The sequence below is a fragment of the Phenylobacterium sp. genome (assembly GCF_046290725.1).
Taxonomy (GTDB): domain Bacteria; phylum Pseudomonadota; class Alphaproteobacteria; order Caulobacterales; family Caulobacteraceae; genus Phenylobacterium.
This window is the reverse complement of record NZ_JBKBUH010000001.1, coordinates 1,640,308-1,659,688: the sequence shown is the minus strand read 5'-3', so window position 1 is coordinate 1,659,688 and position 19,381 is coordinate 1,640,308. Positions and strand designations below refer to the sequence as shown.

Below are 19,381 nucleotides of genomic sequence, written 5' to 3'. Positions count from 1 at the left end.
GGAACATGATATAGGCGGCCATGCCCGACGCGGCCGCCCTCTCCGCCGACCTCCTGCCCGCCAGGTTCGCCGACTGGTTCGCCGGCCGCGGCTGGAGCCCGCGCGCGCATCAACTGGAGATGGTCGCCAAGGCGAAGGCGGGGCGCGACGCCCTGCTGATCGCCCCGACCGGCGGAGGCAAGACCCTGGCCGGCTTCCTGCCCAGCCTGATCGAACTGGCCGAGCGGCCGCCGGCCAACACGCCGCGCGGAATCCACACCCTGTACATCTCGCCGCTCAAGGCTCTCGCGGTCGACGTGGAACGCAACCTGATGGCGCCGATCCTCCAGATGGGCCTGCCGATCGTCGCCGAGAGCCGCACCGGCGACACCGGCCAGGGGCGCCGCCAGCGCCAGCGGGTGAAACCGCCCGACATCCTCTTGACCACGCCCGAGCAGCTGGCCCTGTTCTGCGCCTGGGAGGGGGCCAGGCTCTATTTCGAAGACCTCTCCTGCGTAATCCTGGACGAGATCCACACCCTGCACGCCTCCAAACGCGGCGACCTGCTGGCGCTGGGCCTCGCACGCTTGCAGCAGCTTGCGCCGCGGCTGCGGCGCGTCGGCCTCTCGGCCACGGTCGACGATCCCGACGTGATCCGCCGCTGGATGGCCCGAGCGCCGGCGGACCATCCTGAACCGGAGACCACCGTCGATCTCGTGCGTGGGCCGAAGGGCGCGGAGCCGATGGTGGACCTGCTGCTCTCAGAGGGCCGCGTGCCCTGGGCGGGACATACGGCCCAGCACGCCATGGCCGAGGTCTACGAGGCCATCAAGGGTGCGAGAACCGCGCTGGTCTTCGTCAACACCCGCTTTCAGGCGGAGTTCGCCTTCCAGGAGCTGTGGCGGCTGAATGAGGACAACCTGCCCATCGCCCTGCACCATGGCTCGCTGGCCGCCGAGCAGCGGCGGAAGGTCGAGGCGGCCATGGCCCGCGGCGCCTTGCGGGCGGTGGTCTGCACCTCGACGCTCGATCTGGGCATCGACTGGGGCGACGTGGACCTGGTGATCCAGCTGGCCAGCCCGAAGGGCGCCAGCCGCATGGTCCAGCGGATCGGGCGGGCCAACCATCGACTGGACGAGCCCAGCCGCGCCCTGTTCGTGCCCGCCAACCGCTTCGAGATGCTGGAATGCCAGGCCGCGCGCGAGGCCATCGCCGAGAACCGCTTCGACGGCGATCCGCCGCGGGTCGGCGCGCTGGACGTGCTGGCCCAGCACATCATGGGCTGCGCCTGCTCCGAGCCTTTCGACCTTCTGGAGCTGTACGACGAGGTCCGCAGCGCCGGCCCCTATCGGGACCTCGCCTGGGAGGATTTCGAGCAGGTGGTCGATTTCGTCTCCACCGGCGGCTACGCGCTCAAGACCTACGACCGTTTCCGCCGGATCGTGAAGGGCCCGGATGGTCGCTGGCGGGTCCGCAACGCCCAGACCGCCCTGCGCCATCGGCTGAACGTCGGCGCCATCGTCTCGCCCGCCATGCTCGCGGTGCGGATCGCCATGGGCAAATCCCGCCGCGGCGGCCGTAAGATCGGCGAGGTCGAGGAGGGCATGCTGGAGATGCTCGATCCCGGCGACACCTTCGTCTTCGCCGGCCAGGTCTGGTCGCTGGTGGCGGTGACGGGCGTCGAGGTCCTGGTTTCACCTGCCAATCACAAGGACCCGAAGATGCCCTCCTGGGGCGGTTCGAAGTTCGCGCTGTCCACCTTCCTGGCCAAGCGGGTACGCGAGCTGATGTACGACCAGGAGCACTGGAAGGTGCTGCCCGCCGATGTGCGCGAATGGCTGGAGATCCAGCGCGACCGGTCGATCATCCCCAGGGAGGGCGAGCTGCTGCTGGAGACCTTCCCGCGCGGCAAGCGGCACTTCATGGTGGTCTATCCCTTCGAAGGCCGCCTGGCGCACACCACCCTGGCCATGCTGCTGACCCGCCGGCTGGAGCGGCTGGGCGCGGCTCCCCTGGGCTTCGTCTGCAACGACTACGCTATGGCGATCTGGGCGCTGAAGCCGATGGACGGACTCGATTTCGACGAACTCTTCGCCCAGGACATGCTCGGCGACGACCTCGAGGCGTGGCTGGCCGAGAGCTTCATGATGAAGCGCGCCTTCAAGGGCTGTGCGATCATCTCCGGACTCATCGAGCGGCGATTCCCGGGGGAAGAGAAAACCGGACGCCAGATCACCTTTTCGACCGACCTGATCTACGACGTGCTGCGCCGACACCAACCCGACCACCTGCTGCTGCGCTGCGCGCGCGAGGACGCCGCCACCGGCATGATCGACGTGGCCCGGCTGGGCCAGATGCTGGCGCGCATCGAGGGTAAGATCCGCCATGCTGCGCTGGATCATCTCTCGCCGTTTTCGGTGCCGATGCTGCTGGAGATCGGCAAGGAGCGGACGCCCGGCCAGGCCGGCGAGATGGTGCTCGCCGAGGCCGAAGCCGACCTGATCGCCGAGGCCATGCGATGAGCACGCTCGTCGCCCCGGCTCCCTATGACTTGGCGCACAGCCCCTGCGGCGGGCTGGCGACGACGCTCGCCGGTGCGGATGTGATCCTGCGGCCCAGCGGCGCGCTGTGGATCGCCGCGGCCCGGATGCTTGTGGTCGCCGACCTGCACCTGGAGAAGGGCTCGTCCTACGCCATGCGCGGCCAGTTGCTGCCGCCGTACGACACCCGCGACACCCTGCGGCGACTGGCGGCGGAGGTGGCGGCGAGCGCGCCCGCGGCGGTGGTGCTGCTGGGCGACACGTTCCACGATCGGACCTCGGAGGAACGGCTGGCCGAGGACGACACGGCCGCCCTGCGCGATCTGGCGGCCCGGACGCGCCTGGTCTGGGTGGTGGGCAATCACGACGCCGACGGCCCCCGCGCCCTGCCCGGCGAGACGGTGGACGAGCTGGCGGTCGCGGGCCTGATCCTGCGCCACGAACCGATGGCCGGGCCGCAGCGCGGCGAGGTGGCGGGGCACCTGCACCCCTGCGCCAAGGTGACGTCCACGCGGGGAATGGTGCGGCGGCGCTGCTTCGTCACCGACGGCGACCGTCTGGTGACCCCCGCCTTCGGCGCCTATGCCGGCGGACTCAATGTGCGCGACGCCGCGTTTGCCGGGCTGTTCTCGCGCGCGCCGTTCTGCGGCGCGCTGGGAGCCGACCGCGTGCGGGCCGTCGGCTGGCGCTCGTTGGTCTCCGACTGACCGTCAGTTCCGGCGGAAGATCACCGAGGCCGCCCAGCCGGCGGCGAGGGCCAGGGCGACTGAGGCCAGGCCGTAGAACCACGGCCGGCGATGGGCGAAGAGATAGAGGGCCCGCTCGATCCCGGCCTTCTCGACCGTCAGTTCCCGAACCCGCTGGGAGACGGCCTCCCCGTTCTGAAACAGAACGATCTCGGCGGTGTAGGCGCCGGTCGGCGCGCCGGAGGGCAGGTCGATCTCGGCCTTGAAGAGGTTGTCGTCGACGAACACCACACCGTCCTCGTCGGCGGCGTAGAGGCCGGCCTTCTGTTTCAACCGCACCACCGCGCGGCGCCAGTCGAGATAGTCGTCGCCCAGGCGGCTGACCACCACGTCGCGGACTCCGTAGCGCGTCTCCACCCGCTGCTCGGTGGGGGCGTTGATGGCCAGGTGGTCGATGCCGGCGCCCATCTGGCGCAGGGCGCCGAAGCCGGCGATTTCGTCCAGCGGCCGCGTGGAGGCGGCCATGTAGAAGCCCGGCGCGCCCTCGAACACCACCGGGCGCGAATTGAGCCACAGGCCTGCGATCCGCGTCTTGCGGGCGATGCGGATCGGCGCTTCCGGCCCGCGGACCACGACGACCACATCGCTGGGGCGGTCGGCCGGATCGAAGATCGCGCCGTAGAGCACGATCTTAGCGCCGCGGAAGCTGGAGGTGACCCGCACCTCGGTGGTGGTCAGCGCCGCCGAGATCGCCGCAGCCGGTTGCGGGGGCAAGTCGGGCGTCATCACTCGGCCCCCGACATCAGGATGAAGGGATCCTCTGGCGTGATGAACAACTCCAGCCCCATCCTGAGGCCGACCGCCAGCACGATGAGCGCCAGGAGCACCCGCAGTTCCTCGGCCCGGAAGCGGTAGGAGGCCCGGGCCCCGGCCTGCGCGCCCAGGACCCCGCCGATCAGCAGCAGGGTGGCCAGCACCACGTCGACCGTCTGGTTCCGTCCCGCCTGCAGCACGCTGGTGAGCGAGGTGGTGATGATGATCTGAAAGAGGCTGGTGCCCACCACCACGCCCGCCGGCATGCGCAGGATATAGACCATGGCCGGCACCAGCACGAAGCCGCCGCCCACGCCCATGATCGCCGAGAGGATGCCGACGAAGACCCCCAGGACGATGGGCGGCAGCACGCTGATATAGAGCCGCGAGCGCGGAAAGCGCATCTTGAAGGGGAGGCCGTAGAGCCACGGCGGCCGCCGGGTGCGGCGCGGCTTCGGCGGCTGGCCGCTGCGGCGGCGCAGGACCGAGCCCAGCGACTCCACCAGCATCAGCCCGCCGATCACGCCCAGAAAGATCAGATAGGAGAACGAGACCACCAGTTCGGCCTGGCCCAGCAGGCGCAGCCAGCGGAAGATCTCGACCCCGACGAAGGCGCCGACGGCCCCGCCTGCGGCCAGCACCGCCCCCATGCGAAAATCCACCGCCCGGCGGCGGGTATAGGAGATCACGCTGGAAGTTGAGGAGGCGGCGACGTGATTGGCCTCACTGGCCACCGCGACCGCAGGCGGAATGCCCATGAAGACCAGCACCGGCGTCATCAGGAAACCGCCGCCGATCCCGAACAGGCCGGAGATGAACCCCACCGCCGCGCCCAGCGCCACCAGGAGCGGCGCGTTCACCGAAACCTCGGCGATGGGCAGATAGATATCCAACGGCGCGCCCTGGGCGAAAAGGGATGGACGCCCGGCCGCCGCGGGGGCGGAGGGCGGAAAGGTCGTTTCTGCGGAGCAGCCTAACCTAACCCGGCGGCGCTCAGCGCGTGAAGACCGAGAGCCGCGCCACCGTGGCCTGGTCGAGCGAGCCGGTGGCGGGCAGCCCTTCCCGCGCCTGATACTGCGCCACGGCCCCCTCCAGGGCTGGCGAGGTCACGCCGTCGAGCGGACCCTTGTAGTAGCCGAGCCGGAACAGCGCCCTCTGCGCCGTCGCCACGGAGGGATCCATCGCTGCGGTCGCCGTGCGCGCGGGCTGGGGCGCCGGCGCGGCGGGCCGGAAGGCCACGGCGGCCCGCTCGGCCACGGTGCGGGCTTCCGGCGGCAGCAGGGCGCGCACGCGCGCGGCGCTGGCGCGCGCCTCCTCGTCGCCGGACTTGGCGGCGATCAGGTACCACTTATAGGCCTCGGCGGCGTTCTGACTGACGCCCAGGCCCTGTTCGTAGAGGGCCGCGAGATTGTATTGGCTGTCCACCAGGCCCAGGTCCGCGGCGCGACGGAACCATTGGGCGGCCATGGTGGAGTTCTTCGGCCCGCCCTTGCCGTCGACATAGGCGATGGCGAGGTTGTGCATGGCGTGGCGGTTGCCGTTCTGGGCCGCGCGTTCGGTCCAGCGGCGGGCTTCGGCCAGATCCTTGGGCACGCCCGCCGAACCGTTCTCGTAGAGCTTCGAGAGGAAGAACTGCGACGGCGAATGGCCGAGATTGGCGGCCTTGCGCAGGTCCTCGACGCCGCCCGCCTCCCCCGCCTCGATGGCGCGGACGGCGTCCTCGTACATGCCGGAAAGTTCTGCGCTCTCGGCGGCGGCGGGCGCGGGACCTTGAGTGGAGAGCGGCTGGGGCGCCAGGGCGACCGAGACCCGCGGGTTTTCGCCGAAAGGCGACCCGTCGGTTTCCTTGGCGGCGATCGGGCCGGAGCGCCCCAGGCCGATGGCGTCGGCGACCCGCTTGGGCGCTTCCCCGCCCGGCTCACCCTCGGCGATGATGAAGCCGGCCGCGCCGAGGCTGAGGAAGGCCGCGCCGCCGGTGATCAGCAGGGCCGTCTGCAGGCTGGAACCGGCCCGGCGCTTCGCCTTCGGCTTGGCGCCCAGGCCGGAGAAGAGGGTGAAACCGCTGGTCTTGCTCGCTTTCGGCTTGGCCTTCACGCCGGCCTTGCGGGAGTCGCCGTTGGTCGCGGCCGAGCGGGCGGCGGCGCGCGCCTGCTCGATGACCTCACGGGTGGAAAGCGGACGGCCCAGGTCCGCCAGGGCCTCCGGCGCCTCGGCGGAAGCGGCGGGCTCGGCCGCCGGAAACGGCTCGACAGGCTCGACCTCGGCGCCCGCCTCTTCGTCCTCCGCCTCCATGCGGTCGCCCGACGGGCGCAGAAACTCCGCCGCCAGGGCCTGGGGCGCGAACGGGTCGGCGGCGGGCTCATCGGCCGTTTCGCCAGCTTCCGGAGCCTCCGCCTGGGCCGGCGGCGCGGCGTCTTCCTCGATGCGCACGAAGTCGTCGGCGGCCTCGAAGTCCTCCGCCTCGAAGGCTGGGCGCTCCGGCTGCGGGAAGGCGGCCTGAGGCGCGGCGAACGGCGGGGCGGCCAGCGGATCGGCGGCGGGTTCGGCCGGACCGAAGGCCGGGAACGGATCCTCTGCGAACGGATCGGCGGCGGGCGCCGCCGCGACAGCGCGGCGCTGGGACTCGGCCAGGCTGCGGTCGATCTTCTCGCGCGCCTCCTCCAGCAGGCGGGCGGTGCGCTCCTCGCTCTGGCGGATGCGTTCGGCGATCTCCTCGGAGACCCGGTCCTGGCGCGCCTGGATGCGTTCGGTGACCCGGGCCACCTGCTCGCCGACATCGTCGATGGCCTGGGCCGACCGGCGCTCGGCGGCGCCGACGCGTTCGGCCAGGCGCTCGGTGATGCGGGAAATCTCCGCCCCCAGGCGCTCCAGCGCCTCGGCGTGCACGCTGTCGGCCCGTGACAGGCGGCTCTCCACCGTCTGGGCGATGCGCGCGACCTCGCCGCCCACCTGTTCGATGGCCTGGGTGCTGCGCTGCTCGCCGGCCTGGACCCGCCGGGTCAGGGTCTCGGCGATGGTCAGGACCTCCTGGCCCATGCGCTCGATGGCCTGGGCGGAGGTCTTCTCGGCCTGGCGGACGTGCTCGGCCATTTCGCCCAGCGTCCGCTCCATCCGGTCGAAGCGGCCGTCGGCGGAGGCCTGGAGCTTCTGGGCGATCTCGCCGCGCGCCGCCTCGACCCGGGCCGACAGGGTTTCGGCCAGCGCCTCGAGCCGCTGTTCGATGGCGGGGCCGGCGCCGTCCTCCACTGCGCTCAGGCGCGTGTCGAGCGCGGAAAAGGCCTCGCCGAGGCTCTGCAGGGCTTCCGCGGTGCGTCCCTCGGCCTCGGTCAGCCGCTCGCCGACCCGGGCCACCACCGCCTCGATCACGGCGGCGGGGTCGGGGGCGGAGCCGCCGCTGCGGCCGGCGAGGTTGTCGACCCGGTTCTCCAGGGTCTCCAGCGCCTCGCGGGTGCGGGTTTCGCCCTCGTAGAGGTGGCCAGCGACCTTTCCGAGCGCGGTCTCCAGCGCGTGCAGAGCCTCGGTGGAGCGGGGGCCAGCGGCGTCCTTCTCGATCTTGCGCACCCGCTCGGCGAGCTTCTGCTGCTCGTCGCGAGCCTCTTCGACCGCGCCTTCGAACCGGGCCGCGACCGCCACATGGTCGCGCTCGGCGGCCTCTATGCGGGCGATGGCCTCGCGCACCGACTGCTCGACGCCGGCGACGGCAAGGCCGGTGCGGCCTTCGGACTGCTCGATGCGGGCTGAGAGCTTGTCGAGGGCGAGGGCGACGCGGCCGATCTCGTCGGCGGGATGTTCGGGCGCCTCGTAACGGGCGGGACGCTCGGGCGCTCGAGCGGCCTCGAAATAGGCCTTGGGGCGTTCCGAGAAATAGGATTCGGAGGTGATCTCCTCCGGCCCCTCGTCCTCCAGGATCATCCGGTTGAGCCACTCGCCCAGGGTCATGCCCGATCGCCGGGCCAGGTCCTTCGCGACCTCCCGAGCCTTAGGGTCGATCCCCTTGACGCTCCAGGGCGCCCCCGACGTCATCGAATCGTTTCTCCAGCACCTTGGCTGACGCTAGCACCGATCCTTGGGGTGTAAACGCGGCGTTAACGCTATATCTAGCGTTCGGCGCGATTGCCTGTGGATGATGGGGACCGTGCGCCGCCCCGTCGGAAACCCCAACGCCAACAGGGTTAATGCGGTCTTAACGGTCCAGGCCTCGTCGCCCTGGCGCCGGAATCGGCGCTGCGCTACGCCGTCGCACCATGAGCCTTCCGATTACGCTTGGCCTTCTCGTCGCCTTCGCCGCCCTCGCCCTGTTCGCCGGCTGGCGAGGCGCGCGGCCGCCCGACCTGTCGAAGGGGCCGAGGATGGCGCCCTGGCGCCTGATCATGCTCACCGCCGCTATGGGCGCGGTGCTGATGGTCGTGCACGCGGTGAACCTGCTGGGCGTGCAGACCGGGCGCTTCTAGGCCGCCGCCTTGGCCGGCTCGCGCGGGCGCTTGGCGAGACCGGCCACGCCTCCGGAGGTCAAGAGGCCCATATCGGCCAGGACCAGCGGGATCGCCCAGCGGTTCGGGGCGGCGATGTAGCGAGGCCGCCAGACGGGGTCATACTTGCCCTTGTAGGCCCGCACGCCCTGGAAATTGTAGATTTCCTCGCCCCGCTCGAAGAGCAGGTTGCCCACCCGGCTGAGGATCGGCGCCAGCGGCCGGTCGTCCAGGCCCGACAGCGGCGCCATGCCGAAGTCCACCGCCTGATAGCCTTCTCGCCGCCCCCACTCGATAAGCTCGACGAAGAGATAGTCCATGATGCGCCGGGGTCCCTTGTCGACATAGCGCATGAGGTCGATGGAGAAGGCGGTCCTGGCGGCGGTGACCCACAAGGTGGCGAAGGCGACGATCTCGCCCTCGAAACGCACGATCCCGACGGGGAATTCGCAGACGTAGCGGGGATAGAACCCGCCCATGGAGAAGCTCTTGTCGCCGCCGGCGTGATGCTTCAGCCAGGCGTTGGAGATGGCCTGCAGCTGCGGCATGATCTCGTGCACGCGCTCGGGCGGGACCACCTCGAACTGGGCGCCGGCCTCGCAGGCCTGGCGCCAGGCGCGCCGCAGGTTGCCGCGTTTCGTCCCCTCGATGGTGAAGGTGTCGAGCGAGACCGCCGCAGCTTCGCCCACCTTGGCGATGGAGAAGCCGAGTTCGACGATGTCGGGCAGATGCTCGGCGTCCAGGCCGTAGAAGCCGGGGCGGGCGGCGTGGGCGTCAGCCAGTTCACGGAACCGCCACATCAGGTCCAGCCGCTCGTCGCGGCGCCCGACCGGCGCCCCGAGCGAGATCCAGGACCGGCCGCGGATGCCGAACATCAGGAAGCTCTCGCCGGATGGCGAGAAGATGAAGCGCTTGTCGCCCAGCAGGGCGAGGTTGGAGCTCGGCTCGGCCTCCTCGGCCCTGGAAAGGATGGCGCGGACGCGCGCAAGCTCGGGATCGGCCTCGCCGGCGACCTTCGGCGTCGCCGCCGAAGCGAACAGCCGCCACAGCCCGAAGGCGAACAGCAGCAGGGCCACCGCCACCCAGGCGCGCTGGGCGCGGGCGGCGTCCTCGTCGGCCATGACCCGCCAGAACGGTTGGGCGCCATAGTCGGCGTTCTCGAACGACCAGAAGCCGAGCAGGCCGACTCCTGCGACGGCCGCGGCGGCCGAGATCAGCCAGCCGGGCGTCACCTCCATCTGCGAGAGCCGCGCCCGCCGCGGATAGGCGCCGCGCAAGGGCAGGAGCAGCAGGGCCAGGACGGCGAGCGCCGCCCCCTCCTCCCAGGCGTAGGCCTTCACGATCGCAAGGGGCGCGGCGATCAGCAGGGCGGCGACGGCCGCCGCCCAGGCCGCGTCCAGCCGCGCCTTCAGCCCGAAGGCGATGAGCACCAGGGCCAGCCCCATCACGCTGGACAGGAAGTGGCTGACCTCGATCAGGAGGACCGGCGCGAACTCGTAGAGCTGAAGGTAGCGGGAGGGGATGGTCGGGGTGGCCGCCGAAGCCAGCAGCATCAGACCCGCAAGGAGGGTGAGGACGGCCGAGGCCAGCGGCGCGGCCGCATAGACCGCGGGCTTCAGTTCACGCCAGAATCGCATCCGCCCGCCGAGGTTCGCCTGAGGGTCGCGACACATATAACGCGATTTCGCCGCCGCAAGCGCGGTCGCCAGTCAAACAGCTGTTCGTATCGCTTGCTCTTGGGGCGCCCGGCGCTAAGGTGACGGCCGCAAGCCCAACTGACCCGGGAGGACTCCATGGCCGACTTCGGAGGCGGCGATCTCGACGCATTCCGCGCGCAGGTGCGCGAGTGGCTGGAGGCCAACTATCCCGCCGAGCTTCGGGACCCGAAGGCGAAGGTCGATCCGGAGGCCATGTGGGGCGGCCGCGCCTTCGAAGGCAGCGACGACCCACAGATCGTCTGGATGCGGCGGATGGCTGAGAAGGGCTGGACGGCCCCCACCTGGCCCAAGGAATACGGCGGCGGCGGCCTTTCGCCGCAGCAGGCGCGTGTGCTGGACCAGGAGCTGGCGGCCGGCCGCTATCGCACGCCGCTGGCCTCGTTCGGCGTCTGGATGCTGGGGCCGGTCCTGCTTGAATACGCCAACGAAGAGCAGAAGCGCGAACACCTGCCGAAGATCATCCGTGGCGAAATCCGCTGGTGCCAGGGCTATTCGGAGCCGGGCGCCGGCTCCGACCTCGCCTCGCTGCAGACCAAGTGCGAGGACAAGGGCGACCACTGGCTGATCAACGGCCAGAAGATCTGGACCTCCTACGCCAACAAGGCCGACTGGTGCTTCTGCCTGGTGCGGACTGACACCACCAAGAAGCACGAGGGCGTCTCCTTCGTGCTGATCGACATGACGACGCCGGGCGTCGAGACGCGGCCCATCCAGCTGATCTCCGGTGAGAGCCCGTTCTGCGAGACCTTCTTCACCGACGTGAAGGTCCCCAAGGGCAATCTGGTGGGCAAGGTCAACGGCGGCTGGGAGATCGCCAAGCGCCTGCTGCAGTACGAGCGCCAGAACATCTCCGGCGGCTTCGGCGGCGGCGGTGGAGCGGGCGGCGCCGCCGGCGATCTTGGCCAGATGGCCAAGGCCTATGCGGGTGTGGACGCCTCCGGCGCCTTGGCCGATTCCGACCTGCGGATGCGGGTCACCAAGAACAAGATCGATTTCCAGTGCCTCTACATGACCATCGCCCGCACGGCGGCGGAATCGAAGGCTTCCAACGGCCCCTCGGCCGCCACCTCGATCATCAAGTACGCCGCCGCCGAATTCGCCAAGGAGCGCTCGGAGCTGATGGTGGAGCTGCTGGGCCATCAGGGCCTGGGCTGGGAGGGCGAAGGCTTCAGTCCGCAGGAGCTCATCGCCACCCGCGGCTGGCTGCGGTCCAAGGGCAATTCCATCGAGGGCGGCACCTCGGAGGTGAACCTGAACGTGGTGGCCAAGCGGGTGCTGGGCCTGCCTGATCCGAAGTAAGCTTTCGGGCGCCGGTCAATTTTCCGGCCGGCGCCCTTCGACTTTCGAACGACGACTTTTCAGAAGCGAGATTTCCCATGGCCGATTTCGGCGGCGACGACACCGAGGCCTTCCGGGCCGAAGCCCGGGACTGGCTGGAAGAGAACTTCCCCGCGGAGCTGCGGGAAGATTCCGCGGCCCAGCTGGCGAAGATGCAGGGCGCGCCGGAAAGCGAGCCGGCGCGGCGCTGGCGCGAGGCCATGGGCGCCCAGGGCTGGGGCGTTCCCACATGGCCCAAGGAGTGGGGCGGCGGCGGGCTTTCGCGCCCGCAGGCCCGCGTTCTCGCCGAGGAGATGGCCAAGGTCGGCGCCCGCAACCCGATCGGCGGCATGGGCGTGATGATGTTCGGGCCGACTCTGCTCGAGTACGGGACCGACGCCCTGAAGCGCCAACACATGCCGGGCATCGTCACCGGCTCGGTGCGCTGGTGCCAGGGCTATTCGGAGCCGGGCGCCGGCTCCGACCTCGCCGGCCTCCAGACCCGCGCCGAGGACAAGGGCGACCACTGGCTGGTGAACGGCCAGAAGATCTGGACCTCCGGCGCCAACCTCGCCGACTGGTGCTTCTGCCTGGTGCGCACCGACAGCTCGAAGAAGCACGAGGGCATCAGCTTCCTGCTGATCGACATGACCACGCCGGGCGTCGAGGTCCGCCCGATCCGGCTGATCAACGGCACGTCGCCCTTCTGCGAGACCTTCTTCACCGAGGTGAAGGTGCCCAAGGACCAGCTGTTCGGCCCGCTGAACGGCGGCTGGACGGTGGCCAAGCGCCTGCTGCAGTTCGAGCGCGACAACATCTCCGCGGGCCTCGGCGGCGGCTCCATCGGCGCGCCGGTGAACATGCTGACCGTCGAACAGGCGGCCAAGCAGTATGTGGGCCTGGACGAGACCGGACGCCTGGCGGATTCCGACCTGCGCCGGCGCATCATCGAGCACGTGATGGAGAACAAGGCCTTCCAGCTGACCGTGCGCCGCGCGGCCGACGAGGCGAAGGCCGGAAACGGCCCGTCCGCCGCCACCTCGATCATGAAATATGCCGGCGCCAAGATCGCCCAGGACCGCAACGAGCTGATCGTCGAGGCCCTGGGCCAAGCCGGCCTCGGCTGGGAGGGCGAGGCCTTCGAGAAGACCGAGCTCGCCGCAGTCCGCACCTGGCTCCGCTCCAAGGGCAATTCGATCGAGGGCGGAACCTCGGAGATCAACCTGAACGTAGTTGCCAAGCGGGTGCTCGGCCTGCCCGATCCGAAGTGACGGCGGAGCCCTCCCCGCCGTGGCGCTTCATGCTATAATGCATACTAAGATAAAGAATTTTTAGGGAGATTTTTCATGGCCGATTTTGGAGGGACCGACCTGGAGGCGTTCCGCGCCGAGGCTCGCGAGTGGCTCGAAGCCAATTTTCCGAAGTCGCTGGCCCACAATACCGAACTGCAGATGGCGACCCTTCAGGGGGGGCAGAAGCCCGAGGGCGACGCCCTGGTCTGGAAAGAGCGGATGGGCGCCAAGGGCTGGGGCACGCCCACCTGGCCCAAGCAATATGGCGGCGGCGGCCTGTCGGCGGCCGAAGCCCGCGTGCTGCAGCAGGAGATGTCCCGCATCGGCGCCTGGAACCCCATCGGGGGCATGGGCGTGGGCATGTTCGGCCCGACCCTCCTGGAATACGGCACCGAAGAGCAGAAGCAGCGCTACATCCCCGACATCGTGACCGGCAAGGTGCGCTGGTGCCAGGGCTTCTCCGAGCCTGGTGCGGGGTCCGACCTCGCCTCGTTGCAGACCAAGGCCGAGGACAAGGGCGACCACTTCCTGGTCAACGGCCAGAAGATCTGGACCTCCGGCGCGCAGTACGCTGACATGATCTTCTGCCTGGTGCGGACCGACACCACCAAGAAGCACGAAGGCATCTCCTTCGTGGTCTTCTCGATGCACCAGCCGGGCGTGGAAGTTCGCCCGATCCGGCTGATCGCCGGCAACTCCCCCTTCTGCGAGACCTTCATCACCGACGTGAAGGTGCCCAAGGAGAACCTGATCGGCCCGCTGAACGGCGGCTGGTCGGTGGCCAAGCGCCTGCTGCAGCATGAGCGCTCCGGCATGGGCGGGCGCATGGGCGAAGGCGGGGGCAAGGGCGAAAGCCTGGGCGTGTTCGCCAAGAAGTATGTGGGCGAGGACGAGAAGGGTCGCCTGGCGGACACCGACCTGCGCACCCGCATCATCATGAACGAGATCGACCAGCGGGCCCTGCAGCAGACCGTGCGGCGCGCGGCGTTGGAATCGAAAGGCAATCAGGGCCCGTCGGCCGCCACCTCGATCATGAAGAACGCCAATATGAAGGTCGCCCAGGACAAGGCCGAGCTGACGCTGGAGGTCATGGGCCACAACGGCCTGGGCTGGCAGGGCGAAGGCTTCACGCCTGAGGAGCTGGCCGCAGTGCGGTCCTGGCTCTCCGGAAAGGCGGGGTCGATTTACGGCGGCTCGAATGAAGTGCAGAACAACATCATCGCCAAGCGGATCCTGGGTCTGCCCGACCTGACGCAGGCGCACTGAGTTTCCAACGACCTATTTTCAAGGAGATATTTTGATGGCGGATTTCGGCGGCGGCGATCTCGACGCCTTCCGGGCTGAGGCCCGGGAGTGGATCGAGGCCAACTTCCCCGCCTCGCTCAAGGGCCGGCCCAACCCGATGATGCGGGAAGAGCGGTCCAAGCCCAGCGAGGACCAGGAGACCTGGCGCAAGGCCATGGGCGAAAAGGGCTGGGGCGTGCCCACCTGGCCCAAGCAGTATGGCGGCGGCGGCCTGACGCCGGCCCATGCGCGGATCATCCAGCAGGAGCTGGGCCGCGCCGGCGCCTACAACCCCATCGGCGGCATGGGCGTGATGATGTTCGGCCCGACCCTGCTGGAGTACGGCACCGAAGAGCAGAAGATGGAGCATATCCCGCCCATCTGCCGCGGCGACATCCAGTGGTGCCAGGGCTTCTCCGAGCCCGGCGCCGGTTCCGACCTCGCCGCCCTGCAGACCAAGTGCGAGGACAAGGGCGACCACTACCTGATCAACGGCCAGAAGATCTGGACCTCCGGCGCCCAGTGGGCCGACTGGTGCTTCTGCCTGGTGCGGACCGACACGACCAAGAAGCATGAGGGCATCTCCTTCGTGCTCTTCACCATGCACCAGCCGGGCGTGGAAGTTCGGCCGATCAAGCTGATCGCCGGCAACTCCCCCTTCTGCGAGACCTTCCTGACCGACGTCCGCGCCGAGAAGAAGGACCTGGTGGGCCCGCTGAACGGCGGCTGGACCATCGCCAAGCGTCTGCTGCAGCACGAGCGTTCGGGCCTGTCCGGCGCGGGCGGCGGCGGTCAGTTCGGCGCCGCCAAGCCGCTGCCGGCGCTCGCCAAGGAGTATGTGGGCGTGGACGAGGCCGGCCGCCTGGCCGATTCCGACCTGCGCACCCGCGTGATCATGAACGAGATCGACGGTCGCGCCTTCCAGATGACCGCCGTGCGCGCGATGATGGAATCCAAGGGCAATTCCGGCCCCAGCGCCGCCACCTCGATCATGAAGAACGCCGGCACCCGCTGGATGCAGGACAAGGCGGAGCTCACCCTGGAGATCATGGGCCACCAGGGTCTCGGCTGGGAGGGCGACGCCTTCAAGCCTGAGGAGCTGACGGCCGTGCGCGCCTGGCTCGGCGGCAAGGCCACGACGATCTACGGCGGTTCGCAGGAGGTGCAGAACAACATCATCTCCAAGCGCATCCTCGGCCTGCCGGACCTCACCCAGCACAACTGACCATCCGATCATTCGAGAATTCATAGGGACTGAAACAACATGGCCGTTCTGAACGAAGAACAGAGCATGCTGCGGGACGCGGCGAAGAGCTGGGTGCAGGAAAAGAGCCCGGTCACCGCCTTCCGGAAGATGCGCGATAGCGGCGTCGAGCTGGGCTACGACGCGGCCGCCTGGAACGAAATGGCGGAAATGGGCTGGGCCGGGGTCATCATCCCGGAAGAGTACGGCGGCTCGAACTTCGGCTATCTCTCCCTGGGGCTGATCCTGGAAGAGACCGGCCGCACCCTGACCGCCTCTCCGCTGCTGGCCACTGGCCTGACCGCGGCTTCCGCGCTGATCCTGGGCGGCAGCGACGCCCAGAAAAGCGAGTGGCTGCCCAAGATCGCCGCCGGCGAGGTCGTGGGCGCCCTGGCCGTCGACGAAGGCCCGCACCACAACCCGGACAAGGTCGAGACCAAGTTCGAAGGCGGCAAGATCACCGGCAAGAAGGCCTTTGTGCTGGAAGGCCTGGCGGCCGACCTGCTGATCGTCTCGGCCAAGGGCTCCGACGGGATCGGCCTCTATCTCGTGAAGGCCGACGACGCCGGCGTGAAGCGCACCCGCCTGCAACTCGCCGACAGCCGCGGCGCGGCCAACATCGAGTTCTCCGGCGCGGCGGCCGAGCCGCTGTCCGGCGGACGCGATCTCCTGGAAAAGGTGCTCGACCGCGCGCGCGCGGGCGTCTGCGCCGAGATGCTGGGCGCTGCGGTTCAGGCCTTCGAGACCACCCTCGACTACCTGAAGGTCCGCGTGCAGTTCGGCCAGGTGATCGGCTCGTTCCAGGCCCTGCAGCACCGCGCGGCCAAGATGTTCACCGATCTGGAGCTGGCCCGCTCGGCGGTGGAGGCGGCGCTCACCGCCATCGACAACGACAGCCCCGACGTGCCGGAGCTGGTGTCGCTCGCCAAGGCCAAGATGGGCGACACCTTCCACCTGGTCTCGAACGAGATGGTCCAGATGCACGGCGGCATCGGCATGACCGACGCTCACGACGCCGGCTTCTATCTGAAGCGGGCGCGGGCCTGCGAAGCCGCCTATGGCAGCCAGTCGTTCCATCGCGACCGCTATGCGCGGATCCAGGGCTACTAAGCCCAACCGAGACGCGTAAACACCTGCAGCCCCGCCGGCGCCAGCCGGCGGGGTTTTTGCTGGCCTGCGCCCGGCGCCACGATGCCGCCCCGAGGCTATGATTTCCGGTGGTTACAGGGGCGGTGGAGTTCTCTTGGTCGACAGGCGGCATAGCAGACGGCGGGCGGGGGCGGCGGTGTTCAGCCTCGGCGCGCACCTGGCCTTGCTGCTGGGGCTGGCCCTCTCCCAGCCCCCGGCGACGCCGCCCGCGCCGGTCCCGCCCGAGCCCTTCGTCGTCGCTCTCACGCCGGCGCCGCGTCCCGCCCCGGCCCCCGGCCCCGCCGCTTCCGCCGCAGAGTCTTCCCCGCCGGCGAAATCGGACCCGCCGCCGCCGACGCGGATCGTCGCGCGTCCTGCGCCGGCCAGCCTGGACGTCCCGCCCCTTCCTGCCGGCGAGACCGAAAGCCCTCGTGCGGACGTCGGCCTGACGGCGGCGGAACTCGCTTCCGCCGTGGGCGCGGGCTCCGGCGGCGCAGGTGGCGGCGGGGGCGGGGGAGGCGGCGGCCGTTGCGACATGGCCGCCCTGCTGCAGAAGGCGCTGCGGGAGGATCCCGACGTGCGAGCCGCCGTGGCCCGCGTCCATCAGGCGGACGGACCTGCCCCGATCCTGCTCTGGCGAGGCGACTGGATCCGGAACTTCGGCGAGGACGGCGCGGGCCTGGCCCGCGTGCGCCAGGCCATGATCATGGAGATCGGCTTTGCGCCGGAGGCCTGCCGCAGCGCGCCGATGCGCGGTTTCGTCCTTATCTCGCTGAACGACGCGCCGGGCTCCGCGCAGCTGGCCCTGGGTTCGACGGAGTGGCGCTGGTCGGACCTGCTGACCCCCCGCGGCTTCCAGCGCTGAGCCGCAGAACCCGCCGGAACCAATCGGCGCCGCCACGGCCTTCGCACGCATCCGCAAGGGAGCCGCCGATGCCCGACGTCCTGCACTTCGCCCTCCAAGCCTGCGCCCGCGCGCTGGAAATCGCCGGCGTCGGGGCGATCGTATTCGGCGTCCTGGCCGCAACGGCCTTCTTCGTGCGGGATGGCGGGCGAAGGACGGGGTGGTCGGAAGCCTACGACCACTACCGGACCAACCTCGGGCGCGCGATCCTGATCGGCCTGGAGCTGCTGGTCGGGGCCGACATCATCGCCACCGTCACCTCGCCGGTCACTTTCGAAAGCCTTGGCCTGCTGGCGATGGTGGTGGGGATCCGGACCTTCCTCTCCTTCGCCCTGGAGACCGAGATCGAAGGACGGTGGCCGTGGGTGCGCGGAAAAAGGGGCGAGAAGGACCCGTCGCGTCCGCCAAGCTAGCCCATGGCGTCGGCCATAGCGCACTGGGCGCGGCCGCCGCTGACCGAGACGATGACCGGATGGCCGACGCCAGGCTCGAAGCGGAAGCTCTCACCCTCGGCCGTGGTCACCACCACAGTGGCCGGGGCCGTCAGGTTGCAGACCGGCACGGGCGGACCGCCCCTGGCGTTCACCAGGTTGCAGTCGGCGTGGCCGAAGCGGCGGGCGAACGTCTGGCCATTGAATTCGAAAGCCTTGTCGGCCTTCAGGCCTCGTTCGGCGAACGCCTCGGCGGTGACTTCCGGACAGGGCGGCCCGTCCAGCTTCCAGGCCTGGGCGTCGGCGGTGGATTCGGCGATCGCCGCCGAGCGCTTCAGGCTCTCGCTGCCGAACAGGGCGGCGACACCGGCCAGCACGGCGACGGCGAGGACGATCAAGGCGACGCGGGGCTTCACTTGGATCTCCGGCGATGAGCCGCGTCAGGCGCGGCGGGCGGCAAGGATCGGGATCGGCTTGGCCAGCATCTGGCCGCGCATGGCGCCCTCCCCGGCGGTGGGCGAGGTCGGCATGGCCAGGATCTCGCGGGCCACGTCCAGGCCTTCGACCACCTCCCCAAAGGCGGCGAAGCCGAGATTGTCGCCCGGCAGCCGTGGATCGGCATCGAGATAGGAGAAGTCGCCGATGCAGATGAAGAAGTCGGAGGTCGCCGTGCCCGGGGCATGCCGACCCATGGAGATGGCGCCGGTCTTGTGGGTCAGGCCCGTCTGGGTGGTCGGCTCGTGGGCGATGGGCTTCAAGGTCTTCTTCGGTTCGTTCTGGAGGCCGCCCTGGACGAGACCGTATTCCGGCGCGTTCTCCACCCGGGTCGCACGATAGAAGGTGGCGCCGTCATAGAGCTTGCCGTCCACGTAGCGCAAGAAATTGCCGGCGGTGATCGGGGCCTTGTCCGGATAGACCTGGATCACGAGCGTTCCGGCGCCGGTCTCCATCCGCACCTGCACGGCCGTGGGCTCCTGGGCGAAGGCCGGGCTAGCCGAGAGGGCGGCGGCTGCGGCGAGGAGGTCGCGGCGGTTCGGCTTCAGGTCCATGCAAAGCCTCTTCGAAGAACTGTCTTGAGCGGGGTTACTTCAGCCGTGCGCTTACGGCTAGCGTGAAGGCGAAACGCCGCATGGAGAAACCGCCGATGACCGAAGCCGCCGCGACCCCGAGCCTTGGGGAGACGCTGGGCCAGCAGCGCGTGATCGCCATGGAAGGCGGCCGCGCGGCCATCGAGTACCTCTGCGGGCCGCACATGTGCCATTCCGGGGGTGTGGCGCAGGGCGGCTTCGTCTGCGGCTGGATCGACGCGGCCATGGCCCATGCGGCGATGTCCGAGCCCGGCGGCCTGGAGACCACCCCCATGTCGCTGGAGCTGAAGGTCAGCTTCTTCGCGCCGGCTCGGCCGGGCCTGGTGGTGGCCGAAGGCTGGATCGAGCGGCGCGGGCGGTCGACCTGCTTCGCGGAGGGCCGGCTTCTGGATTCCGCCGGTCAGGTTCTGGCCAAGGGGACCTCCACCATCCGGCTGATGCCGCGCGCTCAGGTGGAAGCGGCGGCGCGGCGCGCTGTCGAATAAGGGG

At 69.8% G+C, this 19,381-nt stretch carries 17 protein-coding genes; 11 read left to right on the top strand and 6 right to left on the bottom strand.

Annotation, left to right across the window (positions count from 1 at the left end):
* The first annotated feature begins 20 nt into the window (after positions 1–20).
* A complete protein-coding gene (locus ACK41C_RS08695; RefSeq protein WP_409652861.1) occupies positions 21–2,501 on the top strand; it encodes a ligase-associated DNA damage response DEXH box helicase in 2,481 nt (826 codons plus the stop codon).
* A complete protein-coding gene (gene pdeM / locus ACK41C_RS08690; RefSeq protein ID WP_409652860.1) occupies positions 2,498–3,226 on the top strand; it encodes a ligase-associated DNA damage response endonuclease PdeM in 729 nt (242 codons plus the stop codon). The genes ACK41C_RS08695 and pdeM overlap by 4 nt, the downstream gene beginning before the upstream one ends.
* Before the next feature lie 3 nt (positions 3,227–3,229).
* Here the strand turns inward: pdeM and ACK41C_RS08685 are convergent, their stop codons facing one another.
* The 3 genes from ACK41C_RS08685 to ACK41C_RS08675 all read right to left on the bottom strand — a co-directional run bounded on the left by ACK41C_RS08685 (position 3,230) and on the right by ACK41C_RS08675 (position 8,041).
* Entirely contained in the window at positions 3,230–3,991 is a 762-nt protein-coding gene (locus tag ACK41C_RS08685; RefSeq protein ID WP_409652858.1) for a TIGR02186 family protein, read from the bottom strand.
* Entirely contained in the window at positions 3,991–4,911 is a 921-nt protein-coding gene (locus ACK41C_RS08680; RefSeq protein ID WP_409652856.1) for a sulfite exporter TauE/SafE family protein, read from the bottom strand. The genes ACK41C_RS08685 and ACK41C_RS08680 overlap by 1 nt, the downstream gene beginning before the upstream one ends.
* Before the next feature lie 100 nt (positions 4,912–5,011).
* On the bottom strand, positions 5,012–8,041 hold the full coding sequence (locus ACK41C_RS08675) for a peptidoglycan-binding protein (protein ID WP_409652855.1): 3,030 nt from the start codon (positions 8,039–8,041) through the stop codon (positions 5,012–5,014).
* 221 nt (positions 8,042–8,262) lie between these two features.
* On the opposite strand from ACK41C_RS08675, the gene ACK41C_RS08670 reads away from it, so the two are divergent.
* A complete protein-coding gene (locus tag ACK41C_RS08670; RefSeq protein WP_409652853.1) occupies positions 8,263–8,469 on the top strand; it encodes a hypothetical protein in 207 nt (68 codons plus the stop codon).
* On the opposite strand, the gene ACK41C_RS08665 is transcribed toward ACK41C_RS08670, so the two are convergent.
* On the bottom strand, positions 8,466–10,124 hold the full coding sequence (locus tag ACK41C_RS08665; RefSeq protein ID WP_409652852.1) for a phosphatidylglycerol lysyltransferase domain-containing protein: 1,659 nt from the start codon (positions 10,122–10,124) through the stop codon (positions 8,466–8,468). The genes ACK41C_RS08670 and ACK41C_RS08665 overlap by 4 nt on opposite strands.
* A 156-nt stretch (positions 10,125–10,280) precedes the next feature.
* Here ACK41C_RS08665 and ACK41C_RS08660 point away from each other — a divergent pair, with 156 nt between their 5' ends.
* The 7 genes from ACK41C_RS08660 to ACK41C_RS08630 all read left to right on the top strand — a co-directional run bounded on the left by ACK41C_RS08660 (position 10,281) and on the right by ACK41C_RS08630 (position 17,786).
* A complete protein-coding gene (locus ACK41C_RS08660) occupies positions 10,281–11,504 on the top strand; it encodes an acyl-CoA dehydrogenase family protein (RefSeq protein ID WP_409652850.1) in 1,224 nt (407 codons plus the stop codon).
* Between the two features lie 77 nt (positions 11,505–11,581).
* Complete coding sequence (locus tag ACK41C_RS08655) at positions 11,582–12,793, top strand: acyl-CoA dehydrogenase family protein (protein ID WP_409652848.1); 1,212 nt, start codon at positions 11,582–11,584, stop codon at positions 12,791–12,793.
* Positions 12,794–12,868: 75 nt separating this feature from the next.
* Positions 12,869–14,080: an acyl-CoA dehydrogenase family protein gene (locus tag ACK41C_RS08650; protein WP_409652847.1), complete on the top strand. Its 1,212-nt coding sequence runs from the start codon at positions 12,869–12,871 to the stop codon at positions 14,078–14,080.
* A 34-nt stretch (positions 14,081–14,114) separates the two neighbouring features.
* Entirely contained in the window at positions 14,115–15,323 is a 1,209-nt protein-coding gene (locus ACK41C_RS08645) for an acyl-CoA dehydrogenase family protein (protein WP_409652845.1), read from the top strand.
* Positions 15,324–15,362: 39 nt separating this feature from the next.
* Positions 15,363–16,451: an acyl-CoA dehydrogenase family protein gene (locus ACK41C_RS08640; protein WP_409652844.1), complete on the top strand. Its 1,089-nt coding sequence runs from the start codon at positions 15,363–15,365 to the stop codon at positions 16,449–16,451.
* A gap of 175 nt (positions 16,452–16,626) precedes the next feature.
* Positions 16,627–17,334, top strand: coding sequence for a hypothetical protein (locus tag ACK41C_RS08635; protein ID WP_409652841.1), 708 nt, complete (start codon positions 16,627–16,629; stop codon positions 17,332–17,334).
* A 68-nt stretch (positions 17,335–17,402) separates the two neighbouring features.
* Positions 17,403–17,786 (top strand): DUF1622 domain-containing protein, encoded by a 384-nt coding sequence (locus ACK41C_RS08630; RefSeq protein WP_409652840.1) that lies wholly within the window; start codon positions 17,403–17,405, stop codon positions 17,784–17,786.
* Here ACK41C_RS08630 and ACK41C_RS08625 read toward each other — a convergent pair.
* Together ACK41C_RS08625 and ACK41C_RS08620 are read right to left on the bottom strand one after the other, a co-directional pair.
* Positions 17,783–18,220 carry a hypothetical protein gene (locus ACK41C_RS08625; RefSeq protein ID WP_409652839.1) on the bottom strand — a complete coding sequence of 146 codons (438 nt, stop codon included), beginning with the start codon at positions 18,218–18,220 and terminating at the stop codon, positions 17,783–17,785. The two genes, ACK41C_RS08630 and ACK41C_RS08625, sit on opposite strands and share 4 nt — an antisense overlap.
* A gap of 24 nt (positions 18,221–18,244) precedes the next feature.
* Positions 18,245–18,853, bottom strand: coding sequence for a peptidylprolyl isomerase (locus tag ACK41C_RS08620; RefSeq protein WP_409652837.1), 609 nt, complete (start codon positions 18,851–18,853; stop codon positions 18,245–18,247).
* A 95-nt stretch (positions 18,854–18,948) separates the two neighbouring features.
* On the opposite strand from ACK41C_RS08620, the gene ACK41C_RS08615 reads away from it, so the two are divergent.
* On the top strand, positions 18,949–19,377 hold the full coding sequence (locus ACK41C_RS08615; RefSeq protein WP_409652836.1) for a PaaI family thioesterase: 429 nt from the start codon (positions 18,949–18,951) through the stop codon (positions 19,375–19,377).
* The last annotated feature ends 4 nt before the right edge of the window (positions 19,378–19,381 follow it).